The following is an 18,216-nucleotide window of genomic DNA, read 5'->3' on the forward strand; positions in this document are numbered from 1 at the left end:
ACCTCGCCTGCGTTGTTTCACGCTTCAGACCTTTGCGCTTCGGAATCAGACTTTGGTCGGGTTTGGGCGGTCCGATTCAAACCACCTGGCAAGGCGCGCCAGATGTCGACCCCAGGCGGTCACGAGCGATGCCACAGCTATCGCGATTCTGGCGACCTAAAGGCGCCAATCCCCACAAGTTTCCGACGACAAGGCTATCACGTTACGAAAATCCCCGTTCAGCCCGAACCCGAACGGGGCGTGCATATTTGCTGCCACGCCAACCTGGCAATGGATTTGAATGGCAAGCCAAACCATACCGAGGACGGTCAGCGTGCGCGAGACGCCGTCCTGAATTCATGCAAGCCAGAGAAGTGGTCAGCGTCGTGAAGCGGCCGGCCTAGCGTACGTCTCCGAAAGCGGGCCTCGGCTTTACGTGTTCGCCAGACGAATGGCGGCGACCGATAGCGGCGGCAGCGCAATTTTGAGGACCAAGCTACCGGCCTCGCTCTTGCTCGCGACCGGCTCGCTGCGAAGCTCCGAAAGATGTTTGAGTCTATCCACGGTCGGCGCGTCGAGATATTCGGGTTTGCCCATTTCTTCCCAGCGGCGCTTGGCGTTGGCGTGCTCGGCGTCGATGCGTTGCACGCAAGCCGTGGTCGCAGTCGACGCGGCTTTCAGCGTGAACAACACCTCCTCGGTCTTGATCGGATGGCGCGGCAGGGCGAAATTCGTCAGTATCAGCGTAGACGCGCCGTCGCCGCGGACGAACCAGGCGTCGACCGTCTCGTGAGCGCCCTCGACCGGCAGCATCTCGGTGCCAGCGCCATGCAGCAATTGAAAGGCACGATAGGCCGGCTTGGCGATGCCGTGGATGTTCAACAGTCCGAACCCGCCCTGGAAGGGCAGCGAGGGAAAATAATTCTCCTCGAAAATATCGGAGAAGGTCCAGTAGCTGTATCCCTCAACCAGTCCGTTCGCTTCCAGAACGGTCTTGACGATGAACGCGGCGGCATAAGGGTCGTCATGCAAGGGATCGCGCGGGTTCGAGGAGGTGCACCATTCGGTATAATAGAGGGGCACGTCGCCCGCTTGCTTGCGCGCGCCTCGCGCCTCGTCGCGCAGGGCGCTGCGTTTGCTGGCGGCGAGCTGCGCTTCGGTGTCGTCGCCTGGTTGGCCGAAATCGTCCGTCGGGTAATGGTGCGTGCTGACGAAATCGGCGGGCAGGTCGCCGGTCCGGCAGAAATTCAGGAAATCCTCGATCCACGCGTTATCGGCCGTCGCCGGACCGCCGACCCGCAACAGCTTATCGACGCCTTTGATGGCTTCGGCGGTATAGCGATAAAGCTCGAAATAGTCGCTTTGCTTGCCGCTGCCGAAGGCGGTCAGGTTCGGCTCGTTCCAGACCTCGAAGAACCATTGGCGCACCTCGTCCAGGCCGTAGCGGCCCACCCAGTGGCTCACCAGTTTGCGGATTAGCACCGCCCATTGCGCGTAGTCCTTCGGCGGCGTGACATTGGCGCGGTAGTGAAAGGCGGTCTTGTCGCCGGACGCCAGGGCGACGGGCATGAAGCTCAATTCGACGAACGGCCTCATACCGATCGAGCGCAGATAATCGAAGATGAGATCGGCGTTGAAGAACGAATAGAACAATGTGTTGCCCTCGCCGATCAGCGTGCCCATCTCGTCGCACAATATGCCGTGGAAGCGGACATAGCGCATGCCGAGCTCATCATGCGTCCGCTTCAGTTGCGCCTGCCAGTCTGCGCGCAGGCCGAGCGTGGCGTGCCCACTGCCGATCGTGTGTTCCCAGAAATGCGGCAGTTCCGTCGCCAGTCCGTTCAGGTCACATGAAAATGTCGCCGTCATGTAAGCCGCTCCTATCCGCCACACGACGCGCGTTGGCGATGATTGTCAGTGTGGGATTGACCACCGCGATCGAGGGAAGAAGCTCGCATCGCCGACCGCCGTCCATTCCGATCAGCCGTTGGTCGAAAAGCCAGGAAAGAGCGTCATGCCGCCATCGACGAAAAGCGTGGTACCGACAACGTAGTCGGAATCGTCGGACGCCAGCCAGACGGCTGCCCGCGCGATGTCTTCCGGCAGGCCGATCCGCCCATACGGAATCAGCGTCAGCAGGCCCTTGAGCGCTTCGGGCGTATCCCAGGCGGAGGTATTGATGGGCGTGCGTATCGCACCGGGCGCGATGGCGTTGACGCGGATGCGTCTGGGGGCCAGCTCCTGCGCCATGCTTTCCATGAGCAGCTTGATGCCGCCCTTGGAGGTGGCGTAGTTCGCATGGCCTGCCCACGGGATTTCCTGGTGCACCGAACTCATGCAGATGATCTTGCCGGCCGCGCACGAGACGGACGGCACCACGCCGCGCCGCAGGAACTCGCGTGTCGCAGCCTGGGCGCAAAGGAACTGGCCGGTCAGATTGACGCCGAGAACGTTAGTCCAGGTCGCCAAAGGCATGTCAGCAAACGCCGAGTCGCGTTGCAGGCCGGCATTGGCGACAAGGATGTCGATGGTGCCGAACTCGCGCATCGTGCGCTCGAACATGTCTCGAACCTGGTCTTCCATCGAGACATCGGCCATGTGGGCGATCGCCTTGCTGCCGGCCCGATGGATCTGGTCCACGACGGCGTTCGCGGCGTTCTCGTTTTCGACATAGTTCACCACCACGTCGGCGCCCGCCCGGCCAAGCGCAACGGCAACGCTCTCGCCGATGCCTGAATTAGCCCCCGTTACGATGGCTTTCTGCCGCGCCAGAGGCTTGTGATCGGACATGGAGAACTCATTCGAAAAGAAGCTCGCCTGGAACTAAAATTATCGCCACTGCCAGGTCAGCCGGCTCCCATGAAACGCAACCGCGGACCAAAAGGTCCGGCTGGCGCCATTACAATGCGGTAACGCGCAGGAACATGAATGTGATCGCGGCTTGCGAACCAATCCAACGCTCCAATGTAAGACTGAGTCGGGAGCGCGCCGAGCGCGCACTTCAGCCGGAGCCCGAAGAAAGCATCCGACGCCCGCTATCCTCGCCACGTTCCCTGTGCGCTGCCTGTTGGGCGTGTTGTTTCTGTCTTTCAGCGCGCCGGACAAGGTGCTGAAGTTCAAGCGGGCGATCGATCAGACGGCGAAACTTGTCTTGGCATCGACCATTCGGCGACCGCCGTTTCCAGCAGCGCCGGGAGCGTCACGCTCTACGAGAACCTCGGCCTGTCGTGCCAGCCCGTTCCTTCAGCCTGGGCGCCACCCCGTTTGCTCGGTGTGAACCGTCCTTCTCATCCTCAACCCTCCTGTAGCTCCCGCAAAGCTCTCCGTCTTTTCGATCCAGCGAAGACCGCTCGGACCCAAAGCCGCCTCGTGAGGCAATCTTCCTGGCCGCACAACCGCGTCTTGTGGTATGAACAAGAACATCATCGGTTTCCAATCTGACAGTCGGACAAAGGGAGTTGAATGATGTCCATCAAAAGCAAAGTTTCTCGCCGCCGGTTCCTCGGCGGCAGCGCCGTCGCCTTGGCGGCCGGCACGTTGGGGATACCGTTCGTGCGAACGGCACGCGCGCAGGTGGCGACCTTCAAGGCCGGTGTCATCACCTCGCTGTCGGGCGAGAACATACTCGGTGGCAACCTGACCAAGCGCGGTTACGATCTCTGGGCAGAGGCCATAAACGCCAAGGGCGGCGTCGAGGTCGCCGGCCAGCGTTTCAAGGTCGACATGTTCTACGGTGACGACCAGAGCAACCCGGCGACGGGAGCCGATGCCGCCGAGCGCCTGATCGTGCAGAACGAGGTTGATGTGCTGTTCGGCCCCTACACCAGCGGCTCGACCATCGCCGTGCAGCCGATCTGCCAGAAGTACCAGGTGCCAATGATTTCCGGCTCCGCGGAATCGCCAAACGTCTGGAAGGCCAAGCCGGAATTCAACTTCGGCATCATCCCGGCCGTCGACACCACCGCAGGCAAGTCGCTGGCCGTACTGGCGAAACTGTCCAACCCAGCGGCCAAGACGATTGCAGTGATTGGTGTCAACGAGCCCTTCTCGAAGGAAACCGGCGAAGGTTTTCGCGACGGGGCCAAGGAAGCCGGACTGGAACTCGTCGCCTACGAATTGGTACCGGCCTCGGGCGACCTGACCCCGGTCATCTCCAAGATCGCAGCGCTCAACCCCGACATCGTCGCCGTCGGCGGCCATGAGGAGCCGCTGATCAACGTCGTCAAGACCTCGAAGTCGCTCAACTTCCGGCCCAAGGCGCTGATAATGCACTATGGCGTCACCGACCCGGCCTTTGCCCAGGCGCTTGCCGCTGACGCCGACGGCACCTGCGGCGTCTCCGTGTGGCTGCCATCGGTGCCGTACAAGGACGACGTCTTCGGCACCGCAAGGCAGTTTGCCGAGATGGCGCAAAAGAAGTCTGGACACGAGCCCGACTATACCGAAGCGGCCTGCGCGGCCAGCGGACTCGTTTTCGGCGATGCCGTCAAGCGGCTTGGCAAGAAGCCGGCGCTCACGCCCGAAGACAGGGTGGCTCTGAAGGACGCGATAGCCGCCACCGACATCCAGACCTTCTATGGGCCGATCAAGTTCGAGAAGGAAGGCAACCACTACCACGACAACGTCCAGCCGGTGCCGGTGCTGATCCAGATTCAGGGTGGCAAGACCGTGGCGGTGGGGCCGAAGGAAGCCGCGGCAGCAGACCTCACCTACCCGCTGCCGGCCTGGAAATAGGCGGTTTTGGACAGGGTGTGGGCGGCCTCGTCGCCATCACTCTGCCAGGCGGAACCACGGTTGCGCGTGCGCGGAAAATGACGGACCATGCCGTTGAGCGCGCTCGCCTCGCCATGGCATTCCCGCTCTTTCGCTTGCCTACTGAGGGACGGTTTGCACCTTGGATCTTTTCCTACAGACCTTGCTGAACGGCCTTCTGATCGGCGGCGTCATCGCCACCTTTACGATCGGATTCCAGCTCGCTTTCGGCGTGCTGCACGTCATCGATTTCGCCGTGGGCGGCTGGGTCGTACTGGGTGGCTATCTCGGCTACTACATGGCCGCTGGACTGGGCGTCGACGGATTCCTTGCGATCCCGGTCGCCTTCGTGCTGTTCGGCGCCATCGGCTATCTGATCGGGCCGATCCTCTACAATGTCCGCAACAGCCGCACGGCGCGGCCGGAATTGATGGCGCTGGCGCTGACCTTCGGATTGTTCACGCTGCTGCGCGGCGGCATGCTGACCGCGTGGGGCTTCAATACCCACAGCGTTCCGACGGCCTTGAGCGGCGAGAGCCTCGCCGTCGGCCCGTTGACGGTGCCGCTGATCCGCGTGGCGGCGGCGGTGTTCGCGGTCGCCATCGCCAGCGGACTGTTCATATTCCTCTACCGCACCCGCTATGGATTGGCGATCCGAGCGACGGCCGAAAACCGGCAGAACGCGGCGCTGATGGGCGTCGACATCCGCCGCCTAAGCGCCAATGTTTACGGACTCTATGCAGGCATCACTGCCATGGCCGGTGTGTTGATGGGTGCAATTTTTTCAGTCAATCCGGAGGTCGGCCTGCGCTATACGCTGTTCGCATTCTTCGTGGCTGTGCTTGCCGGCTTAGGCTCCGTCGGCGGTGCCCTTGTCGCCGCGCTGCTGCTCGGCGTCATCGAAGCCTTCGTTGCGACCTATGTCGGGTCGAGCTATTCACTGTTGGCGATATTCGCCACGCTGTTCCTCGTCCTGCTCGTATCCCCGCGCGGGATCCTGCGGCACGGCTTGTGAGACCGGACATGAACCCACGCTGGGCCGGCGTCCTCCTGCTGATCGCGGTGATCGGCGTGTTGGCGCTGCTGCCGATGCTGGTCAACAACTATTGGCTGCGTATCGCCACCGGCGCACTGATGTGGGCGGGGCTGGCCTGCTCTTGGAACATACTTGGCGGCTATGCCGGCTACATCAATTTCGGCCATTCGGCCTTTTTCGGGCTCGGCGCCTACGTCACCGCGCTGCTGATGGGCGACAAGCTCGCCTGGCCCTTCTTCGCCACCGTCCCCGCCGGTATGGTTGTGACAGCGCTGTTTGCCATCATAATCGGAGCGCCGACGCTGCGCCTGCGTGGCGCTTATTTCGCCATAGCCACCTGGGCCTTCGCCGAGGTGCTTATCCAGTTCGCCTCGGTGATGGACTTCACCGGCGGCATCGGCGGAATTGGACTGCCGCCGTTTCTCGATGAGCGCTTCTTCTACTTCGCCATGTTCGCCGCAGCGGCGCTGACCTACCTAATCACCTGGGCGCTGTTCGAGCGCTCACGTTTTGGGCTGAAGGTCAAGGCGCTGCGCGACCACGAACTGGCGGCCGAGGCAATGGGCATCAACACTTCGCTGGTCAAGCTGCAGACCTTTGTGCTCAGCGCCGTCACCGCCTCCGTGTTCGGCGCGATCTTCGCCTACTGGGTCACCTTTATCAATCCGAAGAGCGTCTTCGGCGGCGACATCACCGACCAGATGGTGGTCATGGTGCTGCTGGGCGGGCTGGGCAGCCTGTGGGGGCCGGCACTGGGCGGCGTGGGGCTGTTCGTCGTCAACCGGCTGATCTGGATGTATTGGGGCGACACCGCCTTCTATATCGCCATATTGGGCGCGGCCATCGTGCTGGTGGTGCTGTTCATGCCGAACGGCATCGCCGGCCTGTTTTCGAAGCGCGCCGGCAACTCCGGCGCCGTGCTGGAAAAGGCGGTCGACAAGCTTGTCGGCGGTGACCAGGGAGAGCCCAATTGAGCGTGGCCGACGACCGAACGGCTGGCGGCGGCGACCCTATCCTCGTCGTGCGCGAACTTTACCGCCATTTCGGCGGCATCAAAGCCGTCAACGGTGTCTCCCTGGACGTCGCTCGGCACGAGATCGCCGGCCTGATCGGGCCTAATGGGTCGGGCAAGTCGACACTGTTCAGCCTGGTATCGGGCGCGGTCACCCCTGATCGCGGCCAGATCCGCTTCGACGGTCACGAGATCGGCGGCCGAAAGACTCACGTTATCGCGCGGCTGGGGCTTGCCCGCACCTTCCAGATTCCGGCCATGTTCGACAATATGACCGTCATAGAAAACCTACTGGCAGCAGCGGCCGAGGGCCATTGGCAGGGCGCGCGTGAACGGGCGGCCGAAACACTGGCGCTGCTGAAGCTGGACCATGTCGCCGACAATCGCGCCTCCGACGTTTCGGGCGGCCAGCAGAAACTGCTGGAGTTCGGGCGCGTCATCATGCGCCAGGCCTCGCTCATTCTGCTCGACGAGGTGACGGCGGGCGTGCATCCAAATATCCGGAACATTATCGTCGAGGCCATCGCGCGGCTGCGCAAGCGCGGCGTCACCTTCCTGATCATCGAGCACGACATGGAGATTGTGCGCAATGTGTGCGACCGCATCATCGTGATGGACGCAGGCCGTGTCGTGGCTAGCGGCTCGTTCGACGACATTGTTCGCGACTCGGAAGTCATGCAGACCTATCTGGGGCGGCCGCAATGAGCGCCACGCTCACGGCAGAAAACATCGTCACCGGCTATGGCAAGCAGGAGATCGTCCACGGTGTCTCGCTTAATGCGGAGGCTGGCAAGATCACCTGCATCTTCGGACCGAACGGGTGTGGCAAGTCGACCTTGCTCAAGGCCATTGCCGGCGCGCTGCCGGTGTGGAGCGGCAGGGCGAGCCTGGGCGATACAACGCTCTCCAACCTTGCCGTTCATGAGATAGTGCGCGAAGGGCTCGTGCTGATGCCCCAGGGCGGCGGCGTGTTCCCACGCCTGACGGTGATGGAAAATTTGCGTATGGGTGGCTACGCCATCGCGGACCGCCGGTTAGTCGAGCAGCGCATCGAGGCGCTGATCGAGCAATATCCCTCTTTGGCGCGGCGGCGGCGCACCGCGGCCGGTTCGCTTTCAGGCGGCGAGCAGGCAATGCTTGCGCTGGCGCGAGCGCTGGTCTCGCAACCTCGCTTCATTCTACTCGACGAACCTTCCGCTGGATTATCGCCGGCCATGGTCATTGAGACGCTCGAACGCGTTACCACCCTCACCTCGCGTGGCATCGGCATCGTGATGGTGGAGCAGAACATCCGCGAGGCCATGCCCATTGCAGACAAACTTTACATCTTGGCGGCCGGCGAAAGGCGCTTCGAGGGAAGGCCTCAGGACGTGCACGACGACCGGCAGATCATGGACATCTATATGGGCGGAGCGTGAGATTTGCAGTTCTGCTCTTGCGGTCGGGGATTGCTATTTCCTGACCTGCCACTGCACTGTGATCCAGTGGCGATTAGAGCCTTTGGCCCTTTCTGTTACCCCTCGCGGAACCGGTTGCTCAATCCGCGCCACACCCGCTGAAGAAGCGGCCAATCGAATGAGATGGAGAAGCAGGAGCCGTAGCGCGCCGAACTGATCGATCAGATGCCCGCAGACCAGCAAAAAAAGATGATGGTTATGGACGTTGCCGGATATCCAACTGATCTGCCACTGGACGACTGCGGTGGGACTGCAATCCGATCGTCAGCTTCCAGGCAAGGAGTTGCTGAGCAGCCATTCACCTCCCGTTGATTGCCGACGTAGTTGACCGGGCTGTTTGCGGGGCCTCAATCCTATGAGGGCGCCGTTTGCGCCATGTCGTCAGCTCCGGCTATTGGCGACGGAGCCTACCGCGACTTCACATAATCGAGACTAGCTTGGAATAGTTTGGCGGCAGGCTCGGTATATGCAGCATCGAGGTGAAGTTTGTCCGCTCTTGCCGTTTTGGGAAATTTCCGGATGCTCAAGCACGTCGTCTCAGGCGCCAGAGTGCGGGAGATGGGTGAGGACGATAGAGGATCGGCGCCCACGTGCTCGCGCCCGAAAGTGCTGCCAATCGGACCCTGCATCCCCCTGCCCTGTTTCCTGAACTGGATCGATCTTGCCGGGGAGCATTGTCCTGCCGATGATCGCTCGAATTCCGGCCACTGTCGGCCCACGGCTGCGGAAATCACCCCGAAACGAAGAGCGTATCTCAAAAGGAGGAAACTATGACAACCGATCGAACACTGTCGCAACGCTTCGACGAATACCAACCTTCCAAGACACTTTGGTTTTGGTCGCTAGTGGGTGCTGCTGTATTGACGATGATCGTCGGCTTCACCGCCGGTGGCTGGACGACGGCAGGGACGGCATCGGAAATGGCGAATACATCCGCTATCAAGGCCAAGGCTGAACTGGCGGCCAATCTTTGTGTGGAAAAATTCATCACTGCGTCCAACGCGAGCGACAACCTGGCCAAGCTGAAGGATACGTCTTCCTACCAGAGAGACAGCTTCATCAGCGATGGCGGGTGGGTCAAACTGGCCGGCATGAAGAAGGATGTGCCAGGCGCCGCAGATCTATGTGCGGACAAATTGGCAGCGATGGACACAATCCCGGCGAACAGCGTAGCTCAGGACAACACCAAGAGCTGATTGCCGATCTTGGACTTTCGCCAGGCAGCGCTATGTCGCGCGACCGTCGCAATGGAGGCGCGACCATGTATGAAGCGTGGCTTCAAGGGCCGGTGCCGGTGGCCACCAGCATATCTGGGGAGACAGCAGCTTTCCAATCAGGCAGGCACCAACGGTGAAACCAGTTCGGCGCAACCAGGAACCGAATTGATCCCAGCATTCCGATCCCCGATCGCAGTTTGGGCAAGATCTCACAGACGCAAGATCTCACAGACGAATGCAGGACCAGCTCGCCACAGCGCGGCCGAAGGATCGTTATGCGTGAAGGGGAATTTCAGCCAGCCCACGCCGAACCTGATTTCAGGTCCATCGACAATCCAGATCGAGGCCACGGGCTTGAGGACGTTGATCGGCTCGTAGAAGTCCAGACTGTGCCGGCCTTGACGTGCCTGTGCGGCATGGCTTGCCTCAGCCAGGGATGATGAACTACTCCGGGATGTCCGAGGGAAAGCGCAGGCTTTTGCGCATCGCCAGCCATTCTCGAAGCGCAAGGCGAATGACCTCCAACCGATCGAGGCTCATCTCGGCGGCGACTTCCGAAATTGCCGTTTCAGTGCGCACATCAAAGGCTATCGTCGAAGCACGTAGCATGGCCGCGGCCTGAAGATCGGTGTGCCGCCTGGCCGTATCCTTCTTCCCAGCAGTCAAGGCCCTTCTCGCGATCATCCGTTGGCGTTTTGGCTGTTTTCCGCGCCGCCGTAGTCCCGGAGCGCAACAATCCAATTGTCTCTTATCGTCACCAGAACGAGGCGAGATCCGTGCGGGTAGTACCTGGGCAGAGCCGCTGCTTGATGCGCCAGGAGGGTCCCGTTCAGCCCACACCGTTCACCGCCGAGCAGCCAGTTCTGGCGCTCGCTGTCTCGCAGAACGGCGATGTACTCTCCGTCACCGGGATACCCTATGAGACCAATTTCCTCGTACTCTTCCAATCTGCGCATGGTGATCGTCACGATATCAAGAATAGGACCCTGGGATGGAACTCATTGCGCCAAGATGCAAACGGCCCGACACCACCCCAGCCTGGTGCCGGGCCGTCAGGAAGTGCCCGCGCGGTCGCACTTCCTTGGACATCAGCCTGTGTCATCAAAGTGGTCGGTTAGGAGGGTCTCGTTTGCGCAAGCAACCAGCGGAATCGTGGAACCCTGTTGCCTAGCTTGCGACAACCACAGTGAACGGTTTTCCTGCGACAGCCCTTTCATTGCAGAGCGCGCGGCGGAAGTGATCTCGAAACCTCCGCAAGACGCACATTGGAATTCGATCTTGCGAAGAGTGACGTCGGCCTCGAGCGCCGTGCCGGTGCAGACAGGGCACGTGGCGGGAAAATACCGCCTTGCGAATGACAGGACGTTCATTGCTCTGTCTTTGCTATCGGCGCGCTGGCCGTCGCCGACCGATCAAAGCAAGTCCAACCTGTACCTTTCCAACTGATCACGAACGGTACGGAGTTCCATAGACCAATTGCTGAGCGCATATGTTTCCCTCTGCCATTGCCAACCTTTTAGCCCCTGATCTTCGCAGAGACGTTTCTTCGCGTTGCCACTTCGATTTGCTTTGCTTCCACCTCAAGCCGGTCCGGCGCGGCCGAGCCCATCAGGGCGTAGGCTGTGCCTCCCGATTGCCAATAGACTGTCGGGACGCGACCGTCGGTCGCTGTGGTCGGCGAAACGGCGTCCTCGCCGTTCATCGGAGCCGCGACAAGTGTGATCCGACCGACGCTTGGTGTGTCGGCCGTCACGACCAGGCTTTGCTGTCCGTTCCAAGGCTGTACTTGGACATCCTTCACAACCCATACCGATGGAAGGGTCGGCATGCTGACGTTGACGGCGCCAACCAGTCGCTCGATCTTGTCCTGCTTCGGCTCGGTGCCCGTCTCCGGACCTGCATTCAGTTGTGCCACCCGCAAGGCATCTCGGGCGGCCAGGATGAAGGTCTCATCGGCTGTCTTGCCTCCCTGGCGAAGCGGCACGGTCAGCGAGTTGGCCGACCACCCGATCGCAACCAGCGCGACGGCCGCGACTTGAAGTCTGAGCAATGTGAACATCTTCCTGCGGCGAAACGCCCTCTCCAGCTGCCTGGCTTTCTTCAGGCTCACGCTGGGCGGAAACAACCGCCGGGGTTGGGACTTGCGCAACGCTTCCATGCGCTGCGCGTGGGCAAAAACCTCTGCCGCCTGTTCCGGATCGCGGGCAAGCCTGGCTTCCAGCTCGGATCTCTGCGACGGCGACAGCTCGCCATCCAGCAAGCGGCCGATATCCTCTTGCGAAACACGATTATCGGGCCACATAACGCCCTCCCACGACCTTCAAATGAGGGGAAGCTCCATCGTCCAAATTTTCCATGTTGTGCTTCAAGGCAGCGCGAGCTCGGCTAAGCCGGGACATCACGGTTCCTGGCGGCACTCCAAGCAGTTCGGCCGCTTCGGAGTAGGTAAAGCCCAGCACTCCAACCAGATGGAGTATTTCGGCCTGATCGGCCGGCATTCGCGCGAGCGCCCTTCCGACTTTGGAGAGCTCGGCGCAATGTTCTTGCGATGGCGGCCACGCAGTGTCGGACATGTCCGCGATGGACGCCAAGCGTCGTCGGTCGGCATTGGCCTGGCTAGCGCCGGTCAAAAAAGTGTTCCGAACGATCCGTATCAGCCAGGGAAGCAGCGGTCTGGAGGTGTCATAGCCGCCCGCCATCGACAGCGCACGGGCGAGGGCCTCCTGCACCAGATCGTCGGCGTCGGAATCGTTGCCTGTGAGCACCCGGCCGTAGCGCCAAAGATCCTCCAGATGCGGTATGACGTCGATCGTCGTTTTCATCCCGTCTCATACTGCGTTAGCCCGAGCGCCATTTCCAACTCGGACTCATCGTCTGCCGGCCGAAAACCCGAGGATCGGCCCAGCGGTCAGGGACAGGGACAGGCAACCGCTGGGCCGATGGGAGCGTGCTCCTCCCGCCTGCAAGCTGCGAGAGGCAAGCCACCCTCCAGCACTCGCTACCGCTCCCTGTATCATCGTGACGATCGGTTTACGCGCCACGCATTTCCGTTCACGCTCGTTCTTGGGCCATCTACTGAGCTGTGCCCGATATTATTCCATTCCAATCGATCTTTTTGCCGCCCTTTGCGAAGCACCGTGGAATAAGATCCCTTGTTCGTCGGTATCTTCGGGTACTCGTCTAACCGCGTGTCCCTTACGAGGATGGTCATGCAACTTGGCGAGTTCACAGCAAACACCTTCGCCGCAGTCTTGGCGCTATGCGCTCTCGTCATCGTGTTTCTGGTAGCGGGAAGACCGCTCTTCCCGAGGCGTCAGGCGCGAATGGTTATCATTCTGCCTGCCGACTCGGATACCACAGCCGCAAGCCATTGCCGTGGGCGAGACGGGCTGCGGAAGCTGGGAGTATCGCTGCGAAGCTTCCGGCGCTCCAACTTCGGAAAGAGTACGTTGTTCGCGTCAAAGAAAAAGACCGACAAGGCCCCGAAGCGCAAAAACTGGGCAGGCGGTAAGTTCCGCGAGTTGGCTAACGGCCAAGCGGCTGCTTCGAGAGCAAAACCAACTCCGCCTCGTCGACCACACCTGCCATGTAATTCGCGATAATTCGGGAGGCAATGAACTCGCGCTCATCCGGCGATGGGTTGCCTAGCTTAAGGTTGTCGAAAACCCGCCCAAGCAGTGCCAACTCAGATGCGTCGAAAATACCGGCCTCCGCCGCCTTTTGTTGAATTGGCATGATTTTCTCCCGGGAATCCAACACCGAAAACATGCAGCAAGACCTCCGGCCGTGCAAGACCTTCAAGGGCAGCGATCCTGGCCGAGATCACAATGGCCAGCGCTGGTTTTTCAGGAAACTTGCTTCGCGCCCAAAGAACTCCAGTCGGTACCAATGAGCTTGACCGCGCGGTTCTCGTTCCGGGATGCCGACCTCTCAAGCCAGCCGCCGAGCAAGCAACTGCATGCCCTCGTCATCTTCGGGTCCGCCGCCGTGCTCTCTCATCGGAACCTCCTTTAGTCTCCGGACTTGCCGGAAGCGGCTTCGTTTCGCTGGGTGACTGAAGAGCCCGCCGGCGGGAGCCAGCGGGGCCCCTCGATGGACTGCGAGTTCCTGCATCGAGGGCCACATGGCGCCATGCAGGAAGAGCTCGGCATCCTGGTTGCCTTCAGCAGGTAGAGCTATGCCTTAAAGGGACGAGGCGGCCTCAGAGTTCCGCGTCGTTCGATGGCCGAAGGGGAAGAGGAAGCAAAGAAAGAGCACTCCTCCGCGGCCAGGGCTATGATCATCCCATCGATTCTCTCAACCGTTTCTCTGCTCACTTGATCATGCCCATGAAGGCACTGACGCGCACGCTTCAGGTGTCGGCGTGCGGCCCGCGCTTCCGTCTTCCATCCCTGTCAGGCAGAGCCCAAAAAAAGGGATTTATTCCTCGTCTAGTCATTTCACTCTTGACAGTTTTGTTCCATTTTTGTTCACTGTCCACGACATTAGGAGGCGTTCAGGTGGATTGCGTTGTGTCACTCGACAGCCGGCAAGAGGCTGCCCTTCAAGCCACCGTCGACAGGTTCGTTGCCGTACACAAGGGCGACGTTGATGAAGGCCCTCAAGGAAATGATCGTTCTCAACGGTTACCTTCAGGACCGCCTTGACGCGCGCTCGGCACCCCGCAGAGCAACCCGTTAGGAAAATACTGCAATGGGCACGATGCACCTAGACGCCGAAACCAAAGCCGAACTACACGCGGAGGCGGAGAAGCTCATCGCCCGCTACGAAACGCCCCTTGAGACCGTAAAGGCGCTCATGGCTTACAACTGCGAGCTTGAGACACAGATCCTCGCCCTCGCTCACAGGCATCCGGGGCTCGTGGCGATCAGCTTCGATCCTACGCCGCCTGTGCTGGGGTGAGACAGACAACCCTCAATGCATGACCTTATCGCTTTCATTGAGAGTAACTCTGCGCTGGTAGCGGCCAACCCGGCAGCCTTTGCCACGTTTGCCGTGCTGTTTGGAGGCGGCGGCTTCGCTGTTGGACGGTATTTGCTGACTGAGCGTATCGCCAATCTGGAAAGCCGAATTGCCAGACGCGACGAGGAAATAGCGGACCTTAAGTCAAAGCACACAGCGCCAGAGCAAGGCGGCCTATCGGTGCCTCTATTCGAGATGACCGAGGTTCTGCCCCCTCCACCGCTCAACGTCCACCGGCTCTTGCTCCAGCCCAAAGAGGACCCCCATCTCAGATAACCTGATGCCGCAACATAAAGCCCCGAAGCTAATCGTCGTCACCGCCTTTGGCCGCGATGAGACTGGCGACCTCCGGCCTGTCTTCGGACCAGCCGACTGGAGATCGGGCGATATGGACCGCAAGGACTTGGCGGGGAACCATGCCGGCGTCATTGCGAGGTCGCGTGAAGCCAACCCGGTACTGCGCGAATACGGGAGCCGACGACGCTGTTTGTGGGTGGCGACGTGCCAGACATGGAGTAAGCTATAGTCTCAACCGCTGGCAAGCAGCTTGCCTCCCTCCTCAGCAGCGGCAATGAACGCCTGGCGGACATCCTCAGGTGTCATGTCGCCAGCCAAACAGGACAGGCAGGCGCGTACCGCAAGGTCCCATTTGGGGCCGCGATCGTTCCACCCCATGAGCTCCCGAGCTGCACCCTCGACGTTGTTGCAGCTATACGTCATGCCAGGCTTGCCAGTCCTGATAGAGACCGGGGGATTGAACCAATGGAGGCTCATAAAGGCTCTCTGAGGTCGAACAGGACGAACTGGCCGCGAAACTTGGCTTCGTTCATGATGATCTCGACCAATTCACCGTCGGTCTCTTGTACTCTTGGCATGAATGGCTCCGACGGCGCGCCTCTGCGCCGGGCAAAGATCGCCTAGAAATAGCCGAGGATGGATTTGACCTCCAGATATTCCAGCATGCCCTCGATCCCATATTCGCGTCCGTTTCCGGACTGCTTGAAACCGCCAAACGGCGCGTGCGGATCCCAGGCCGGGTAGTTGAGATGCACCTGACCGGAGCGAATGCGCGATGCGACGTCTCTGACGGCGTCCATATCATTGCCCTGCACATGGGCTCCCAGACCATAGACCGTGTCATTGGCAATGCTGACGGCCTCATCAACTGTGTCGTAGGGGATGATGCAGAGAACTGGACCGAAAACCTCTTCCTGTGCAATGCGCATGTTAGTGCGCACGGCCGAAAAGATCGTCGGCTTCACATAGAGGCCGACGTTCAGATCGTGTGCACGACCAGGTCCGCCGATGACGACCTTGGCGCCTTCCGATATGCCGACGCCGATCATGGTTTGGATGCGGTCGAATTGGGCACGATTGGCGATCGCACCGTGAGTGGTGGCTTCGCAAAGAGGATCGCCAATGACGATCTGGGCCGCGACCCTCTTGGCGATTGCCTCAATCTCGGTGAGCAGCGGACGTGGCACGATCATGCGTGTCGGAGCGCTGCATGACTGGCCGAGATTGCGGAAGGCGGCGGCTATGCCCAGGGAAACGGCGCGGTCGAGATCGGCGTCCGGCAGGATCACGTTGGGCGACTTGCCGCCGAGCTCCTGCGCGACACGCTTGACCGTCGGCGCTGCCGCCTGGGCCACCGCAATGCCCGCGCGGGTGGACCCGGTAATGGAGATCATGTCGACATCGGGATGGGAGGCGAGACAAGCACCTACGCCCGGACCATCACCCTGCACGAGGTTGAAAACGCCGGCAGGGAAGCCGGCTTCCTCGATCGCCTCGGCGAACAGCAGAGCGTCCAGGGGAGAAAGCTCGCTCGGCTTCAACACGACCGTGCAGCCTGCCGCGAGCGCGGGCGAAACCTTGGCGGTGATCTGGTAAAGGGGCCAATTCCATGGCGTGATCAAGGCGCAGACACCGATCGGTTCGTGGGTGACGGCGGTTTGGCCCCGCTGCTTGACGAAGGGAAAGGCTGTCACCACATCGCGAGCGACCTTGATATGCGCGATCGCCAGCGGCACCTGGGCGGTGCGCGCATATCCAATCGCCGCGCCCATTTCGAGGGTGAGGCATTGCGCAAGCAGTTCACTGCGCGCCTCGACCAGCGCCTGCAGGCGGTCGAGCAGACCGGCACGATATTCCGGCGTGGTCCGGCTCCAGGCGGCGAATGCCCGGCGGGCCGTTGCAACGGCCGCATCCACGTCCAAGCTGTTTCCGAGCGGAAACCGAGCCACAACCTCTTCGGTGGAGGGGTTCACCACCAAGCCCTTGGCGGTGCCGCGTGGCTCGGCCCATCGACCGTCGATGAAGAACTTGTCCAGGTGGCCGTTGCGCGACAGATGTTCGAGGGGCGGGATCACGCGACAAGATCCTTAATACGGGAATAGGCACCCAGAACCGGCAGGAACCAGGGGCGCCCGAAATAGCCGGGTATCGCTGGCCATTCGAAATCCTTCCAGAGGTTCAGGTCGGGGCGCCCATCCATGACATCAGTCATGGTGCTGCCTATCAGCGTCGACTTATCCAACCAGTAAGAGGCAAATTTCATTTTCTTGACCGCCAGTGCTGATTAGAGTGGGCTCGTCCGAGGCGTGTGTTCGCGCGTCTACCAGCCGCGCATCCGCTCCCAACGCGTTTCAATCTTGGGGCTGTCCCCGTTGACGACGCTGTAGAAGTCATGCTGGGCAGCCATCGCGCACGCATGGTTGGGCAGGATCCGGACCCGAGACCCGAGCGGCAGTTCGGGCATGGATTTCCCGGAACCGGCACGAATGGAGAGGATACCGTGTTCCTGGCTGGCCTGGGCCACAATCACATCTTCAAGCACGCGCCCCTTTTCGTCGCAGACCACGCCGTAACCCTGGTCGATCTGCTGGTTTGCGGTTCCCCGGTCGCGCGATAGCGCCATCCACCCAGCGTCAACCAGCACCCATCCATTTTCCGGCTTGGAGCCGATAACGGTGGCTAAAACGGAAATTGCGAGATCGTCGCGGTCGCAGACGCCAACCCCATGCTGGACGAGATCGAAGAACATGTAGACGCCGGCGCGCAGCTCCGTGACACCCTCCAGGTTCTGGGCGAAATGCGCTGTCGGCGTCGAGCCGACGCTGACGACCGGACAGGCGTGGCCATAAGCGCGCAGGATTTCAGCGGCGCGCACGGCGGCTGAACGCTCGTTCTCCGCTGCCTTGACCAGCGCATTGGGTGTGTTCAAGCCGTAGGATTCGCCCGCGTGAGCGAGAACGCCGACGAGCTTGGCACCGGCAGCGACAACCCTGTTGGCCACGTCGAGCAATCTTGGGTCGTCCTGCCTCAAGCCACCGCGATGGTAGTCGCAGTCCAGTTCGATGAGGACCGAGGGCGTCATGCCGGTGGCTTCGCGCACTCGGGCCAGGGCGTCGGCCTGGTCCACGCAATCGAGAAGCAGCTTCACATCGGCGCCGGTACGGCGACAAAGCTCCATGGCGCGCCTTGCCGAAGCCGGCGAGATGCCGACGGCATAGGTGATGTCGCGAAAGCCGTGGTCCGCGAAATACGCCGCCTCGGCGACGGTCGAGACCGTGATGGGACCGGGTCCCTGTGGAAACACGTCGCAAGCGACGTCGATGCTCTTGGCCGTCTTCATGTGCGGACGCAGCACCACGCCGAGCTTCTTGGCGCGTTCAGCGAGGCGTTGAATGTTGCGTCCGAGCCGTCCGCGGTCCAGCAGCAGGGTCGGCGTCACAAGGGCGTCGATACTCTTCGCCGTCGCGCTCCCTGATAGATTTGCCGCCCTATTGTCCATGACCT

18 protein-coding genes are annotated in these 18,216 nt (G+C 61.2%); 8 read left to right on the forward strand and 10 right to left on the reverse strand.

Annotated elements, in window-relative coordinates:
* Window positions 1-411 precede the first annotated feature (411 nt).
* Entirely contained in the window at window positions 412-1,848 is a 1,437-nt protein-coding gene (locus FJ946_RS29720) for a glycosyl hydrolase (RefSeq protein WP_140499496.1), read from the reverse strand.
* A gap of 111 nt (window positions 1,849-1,959) precedes the next feature.
* A complete protein-coding gene (locus FJ946_RS29725) occupies window positions 1,960-2,769 on the reverse strand; it encodes an SDR family oxidoreductase (RefSeq protein ID WP_140523363.1) in 810 nt (269 codons plus the stop codon).
* A gap of 675 nt (window positions 2,770-3,444) precedes the next feature.
* Between FJ946_RS29725 and FJ946_RS29730 the strand changes: the two genes are divergently transcribed.
* The 6 genes from FJ946_RS29730 (at window position 3,445) to FJ946_RS29755 (ending at window position 9,432) form a co-directional block, all read left to right on the forward strand.
* A complete protein-coding gene (locus FJ946_RS29730; RefSeq protein WP_210239474.1) occupies window positions 3,445-4,713 on the forward strand; it encodes an ABC transporter substrate-binding protein in 1,269 nt (422 codons plus the stop codon).
* 160 nt (window positions 4,714-4,873) lie between these two features.
* A complete protein-coding gene (locus FJ946_RS29735; protein ID WP_140499499.1) occupies window positions 4,874-5,746 on the forward strand; it encodes a branched-chain amino acid ABC transporter permease in 873 nt (290 codons plus the stop codon).
* 8 nt (window positions 5,747-5,754) lie between these two features.
* The gene (locus FJ946_RS29740) at window positions 5,755-6,741 is read left to right on the forward strand and encodes a branched-chain amino acid ABC transporter permease (RefSeq protein WP_140523360.1); all 987 of its coding nucleotides are present in this window, start codon (window positions 5,755-5,757) and stop codon (window positions 6,739-6,741) included.
* Window positions 6,742-6,743: 2 nt separating this feature from the next.
* Window positions 6,744-7,484, forward strand: coding sequence for an ABC transporter ATP-binding protein (locus tag FJ946_RS29745; protein ID WP_224656199.1), 741 nt, complete (start codon window positions 6,744-6,746; stop codon window positions 7,482-7,484).
* The gene (locus FJ946_RS29750) at window positions 7,481-8,197 is read left to right on the forward strand and encodes an ABC transporter ATP-binding protein (RefSeq protein ID WP_140523358.1); all 717 of its coding nucleotides are present in this window, start codon (window positions 7,481-7,483) and stop codon (window positions 8,195-8,197) included. Before FJ946_RS29745 ends, FJ946_RS29750 begins: the two co-directional genes overlap by 4 nt.
* An 809-nt stretch (window positions 8,198-9,006) precedes the next feature.
* A complete protein-coding gene (locus tag FJ946_RS29755) occupies window positions 9,007-9,432 on the forward strand; it encodes a hypothetical protein (protein ID WP_140523354.1) in 426 nt (141 codons plus the stop codon).
* 465 nt (window positions 9,433-9,897) lie between these two features.
* Here FJ946_RS29755 and FJ946_RS29760 read toward each other — a convergent pair whose 3' ends face one another.
* The 4 genes from FJ946_RS29760 to FJ946_RS29775 all read right to left on the reverse strand — a co-directional run bounded on the left by FJ946_RS29760 (window position 9,898) and on the right by FJ946_RS29775 (window position 13,188).
* Window positions 9,898-10,119: a hypothetical protein gene (locus FJ946_RS29760; protein WP_140499509.1), complete on the reverse strand. Its 222-nt coding sequence runs from the start codon at window positions 10,117-10,119 to the stop codon at window positions 9,898-9,900.
* An 850-nt stretch (window positions 10,120-10,969) separates the two neighbouring features.
* Window positions 10,970-11,713 (reverse strand): hypothetical protein, encoded by a 744-nt coding sequence (locus FJ946_RS29765; protein WP_224646632.1) that lies wholly within the window; start codon window positions 11,711-11,713, stop codon window positions 10,970-10,972.
* 28 nt (window positions 11,714-11,741) lie between these two features.
* Window positions 11,742-12,275: a sigma-70 family RNA polymerase sigma factor gene (locus FJ946_RS29770; RefSeq protein ID WP_140499513.1), complete on the reverse strand. Its 534-nt coding sequence runs from the start codon at window positions 12,273-12,275 to the stop codon at window positions 11,742-11,744.
* A gap of 703 nt (window positions 12,276-12,978) precedes the next feature.
* The gene (locus FJ946_RS29775; protein ID WP_140499810.1) at window positions 12,979-13,188 is read right to left on the reverse strand and encodes a hypothetical protein; all 210 of its coding nucleotides are present in this window, start codon (window positions 13,186-13,188) and stop codon (window positions 12,979-12,981) included.
* Between the two features lie 957 nt (window positions 13,189-14,145).
* Between FJ946_RS29775 and FJ946_RS29785 the strand changes: the two genes are divergently transcribed.
* Both FJ946_RS29785 and FJ946_RS29790 read left to right on the forward strand, forming a co-directional pair.
* Window positions 14,146-14,355 (forward strand): hypothetical protein, encoded by a 210-nt coding sequence (locus tag FJ946_RS29785; RefSeq protein WP_140523352.1) that lies wholly within the window; start codon window positions 14,146-14,148, stop codon window positions 14,353-14,355.
* A gap of 15 nt (window positions 14,356-14,370) precedes the next feature.
* On the forward strand, window positions 14,371-14,691 hold the full coding sequence (locus tag FJ946_RS29790) for a hypothetical protein (RefSeq protein WP_140499517.1): 321 nt from the start codon (window positions 14,371-14,373) through the stop codon (window positions 14,689-14,691).
* Window positions 14,692-14,943: 252 nt separating this feature from the next.
* Here FJ946_RS29790 and FJ946_RS29800 read toward each other — a convergent pair whose 3' ends face one another.
* The 4 genes from FJ946_RS29800 to FJ946_RS29815 all read right to left on the reverse strand — a co-directional run bounded on the left by FJ946_RS29800 (window position 14,944) and on the right by FJ946_RS29815 (window position 18,211).
* Entirely contained in the window at window positions 14,944-15,189 is a 246-nt protein-coding gene (locus tag FJ946_RS29800) for a DUF982 domain-containing protein (protein WP_140499519.1), read from the reverse strand.
* Between the two features lie 143 nt (window positions 15,190-15,332).
* The gene (locus tag FJ946_RS29805; protein WP_140523349.1) at window positions 15,333-16,787 is read right to left on the reverse strand and encodes an aldehyde dehydrogenase family protein; all 1,455 of its coding nucleotides are present in this window, start codon (window positions 16,785-16,787) and stop codon (window positions 15,333-15,335) included.
* The gene (locus FJ946_RS29810; RefSeq protein ID WP_224646634.1) at window positions 16,784-16,975 is read right to left on the reverse strand and encodes a hypothetical protein; all 192 of its coding nucleotides are present in this window, start codon (window positions 16,973-16,975) and stop codon (window positions 16,784-16,786) included. Before FJ946_RS29810 ends, FJ946_RS29805 begins: the two co-directional genes overlap by 4 nt.
* Window positions 16,976-17,032: 57 nt before the next feature.
* Window positions 17,033-18,211 carry an alanine racemase gene (locus tag FJ946_RS29815; protein ID WP_140499523.1) on the reverse strand — a complete coding sequence of 393 codons (1,179 nt, stop codon included), beginning with the start codon at window positions 18,209-18,211 and terminating at the stop codon, window positions 17,033-17,035.
* Between the last annotated feature and the right edge of the window lie 5 nt (window positions 18,212-18,216).

The sequence above is a fragment of the Mesorhizobium sp. B2-4-7 genome (genome assembly GCF_006442685.1).
In the GTDB taxonomy this organism is placed as follows: Bacteria; Pseudomonadota; Alphaproteobacteria; order Rhizobiales; family Rhizobiaceae; genus Mesorhizobium.

Bases quoted from the DNA above. Each gene is read 5' to 3' on its own strand.
- FJ946_RS29810 (WP_224646634.1), bottom strand. From the start codon at position 16,975: ATGAAATTTGCCTCTTACTGGTTGGATAAGTCGACGCTGATAGGCAGC.
- FJ946_RS29775 (WP_140499810.1), bottom strand. From the start codon at position 13,188: ATGCCAATTCAACAAAAGGCGGCGGAGGCCGGTATTTTCGACGCATCT.
- FJ946_RS29785 (WP_140523352.1), top strand. From the start codon at position 14,146: ATGGGCACGATGCACCTAGACGCCGAAACCAAAGCCGAACTACACGCG.
- FJ946_RS29815 (WP_140499523.1), bottom strand. From the start codon at position 18,211: ATGGACAATAGGGCGGCAAATCTATCAGGGAGCGCGACGGCGAAGAGT.
- FJ946_RS29755 (WP_140523354.1), top strand. From the start codon at position 9,007: ATGACAACCGATCGAACACTGTCGCAACGCTTCGACGAATACCAACCT.
- FJ946_RS29770 (WP_140499513.1), bottom strand. From the start codon at position 12,275: ATGAAAACGACGATCGACGTCATACCGCATCTGGAGGATCTTTGGCGC.
- FJ946_RS29720 (WP_140499496.1), bottom strand. From the start codon at position 1,848: ATGACGGCGACATTTTCATGTGACCTGAACGGACTGGCGACGGAACTG.
- FJ946_RS29800 (WP_140499519.1), bottom strand. From the start codon at position 15,189: ATGAGCCTCCATTGGTTCAATCCCCCGGTCTCTATCAGGACTGGCAAG.
- FJ946_RS29790 (WP_140499517.1), top strand. From the start codon at position 14,371: ATGCATGACCTTATCGCTTTCATTGAGAGTAACTCTGCGCTGGTAGCG.
- FJ946_RS29725 (WP_140523363.1), bottom strand. From the start codon at position 2,769: ATGTCCGATCACAAGCCTCTGGCGCGGCAGAAAGCCATCGTAACGGGG.
- FJ946_RS29750 (WP_140523358.1), top strand. From the start codon at position 7,481: ATGAGCGCCACGCTCACGGCAGAAAACATCGTCACCGGCTATGGCAAG.
- FJ946_RS29730 (WP_210239474.1), top strand. From the start codon at position 3,445: ATGTCCATCAAAAGCAAAGTTTCTCGCCGCCGGTTCCTCGGCGGCAGC.
- FJ946_RS29740 (WP_140523360.1), top strand. From the start codon at position 5,755: ATGAACCCACGCTGGGCCGGCGTCCTCCTGCTGATCGCGGTGATCGGC.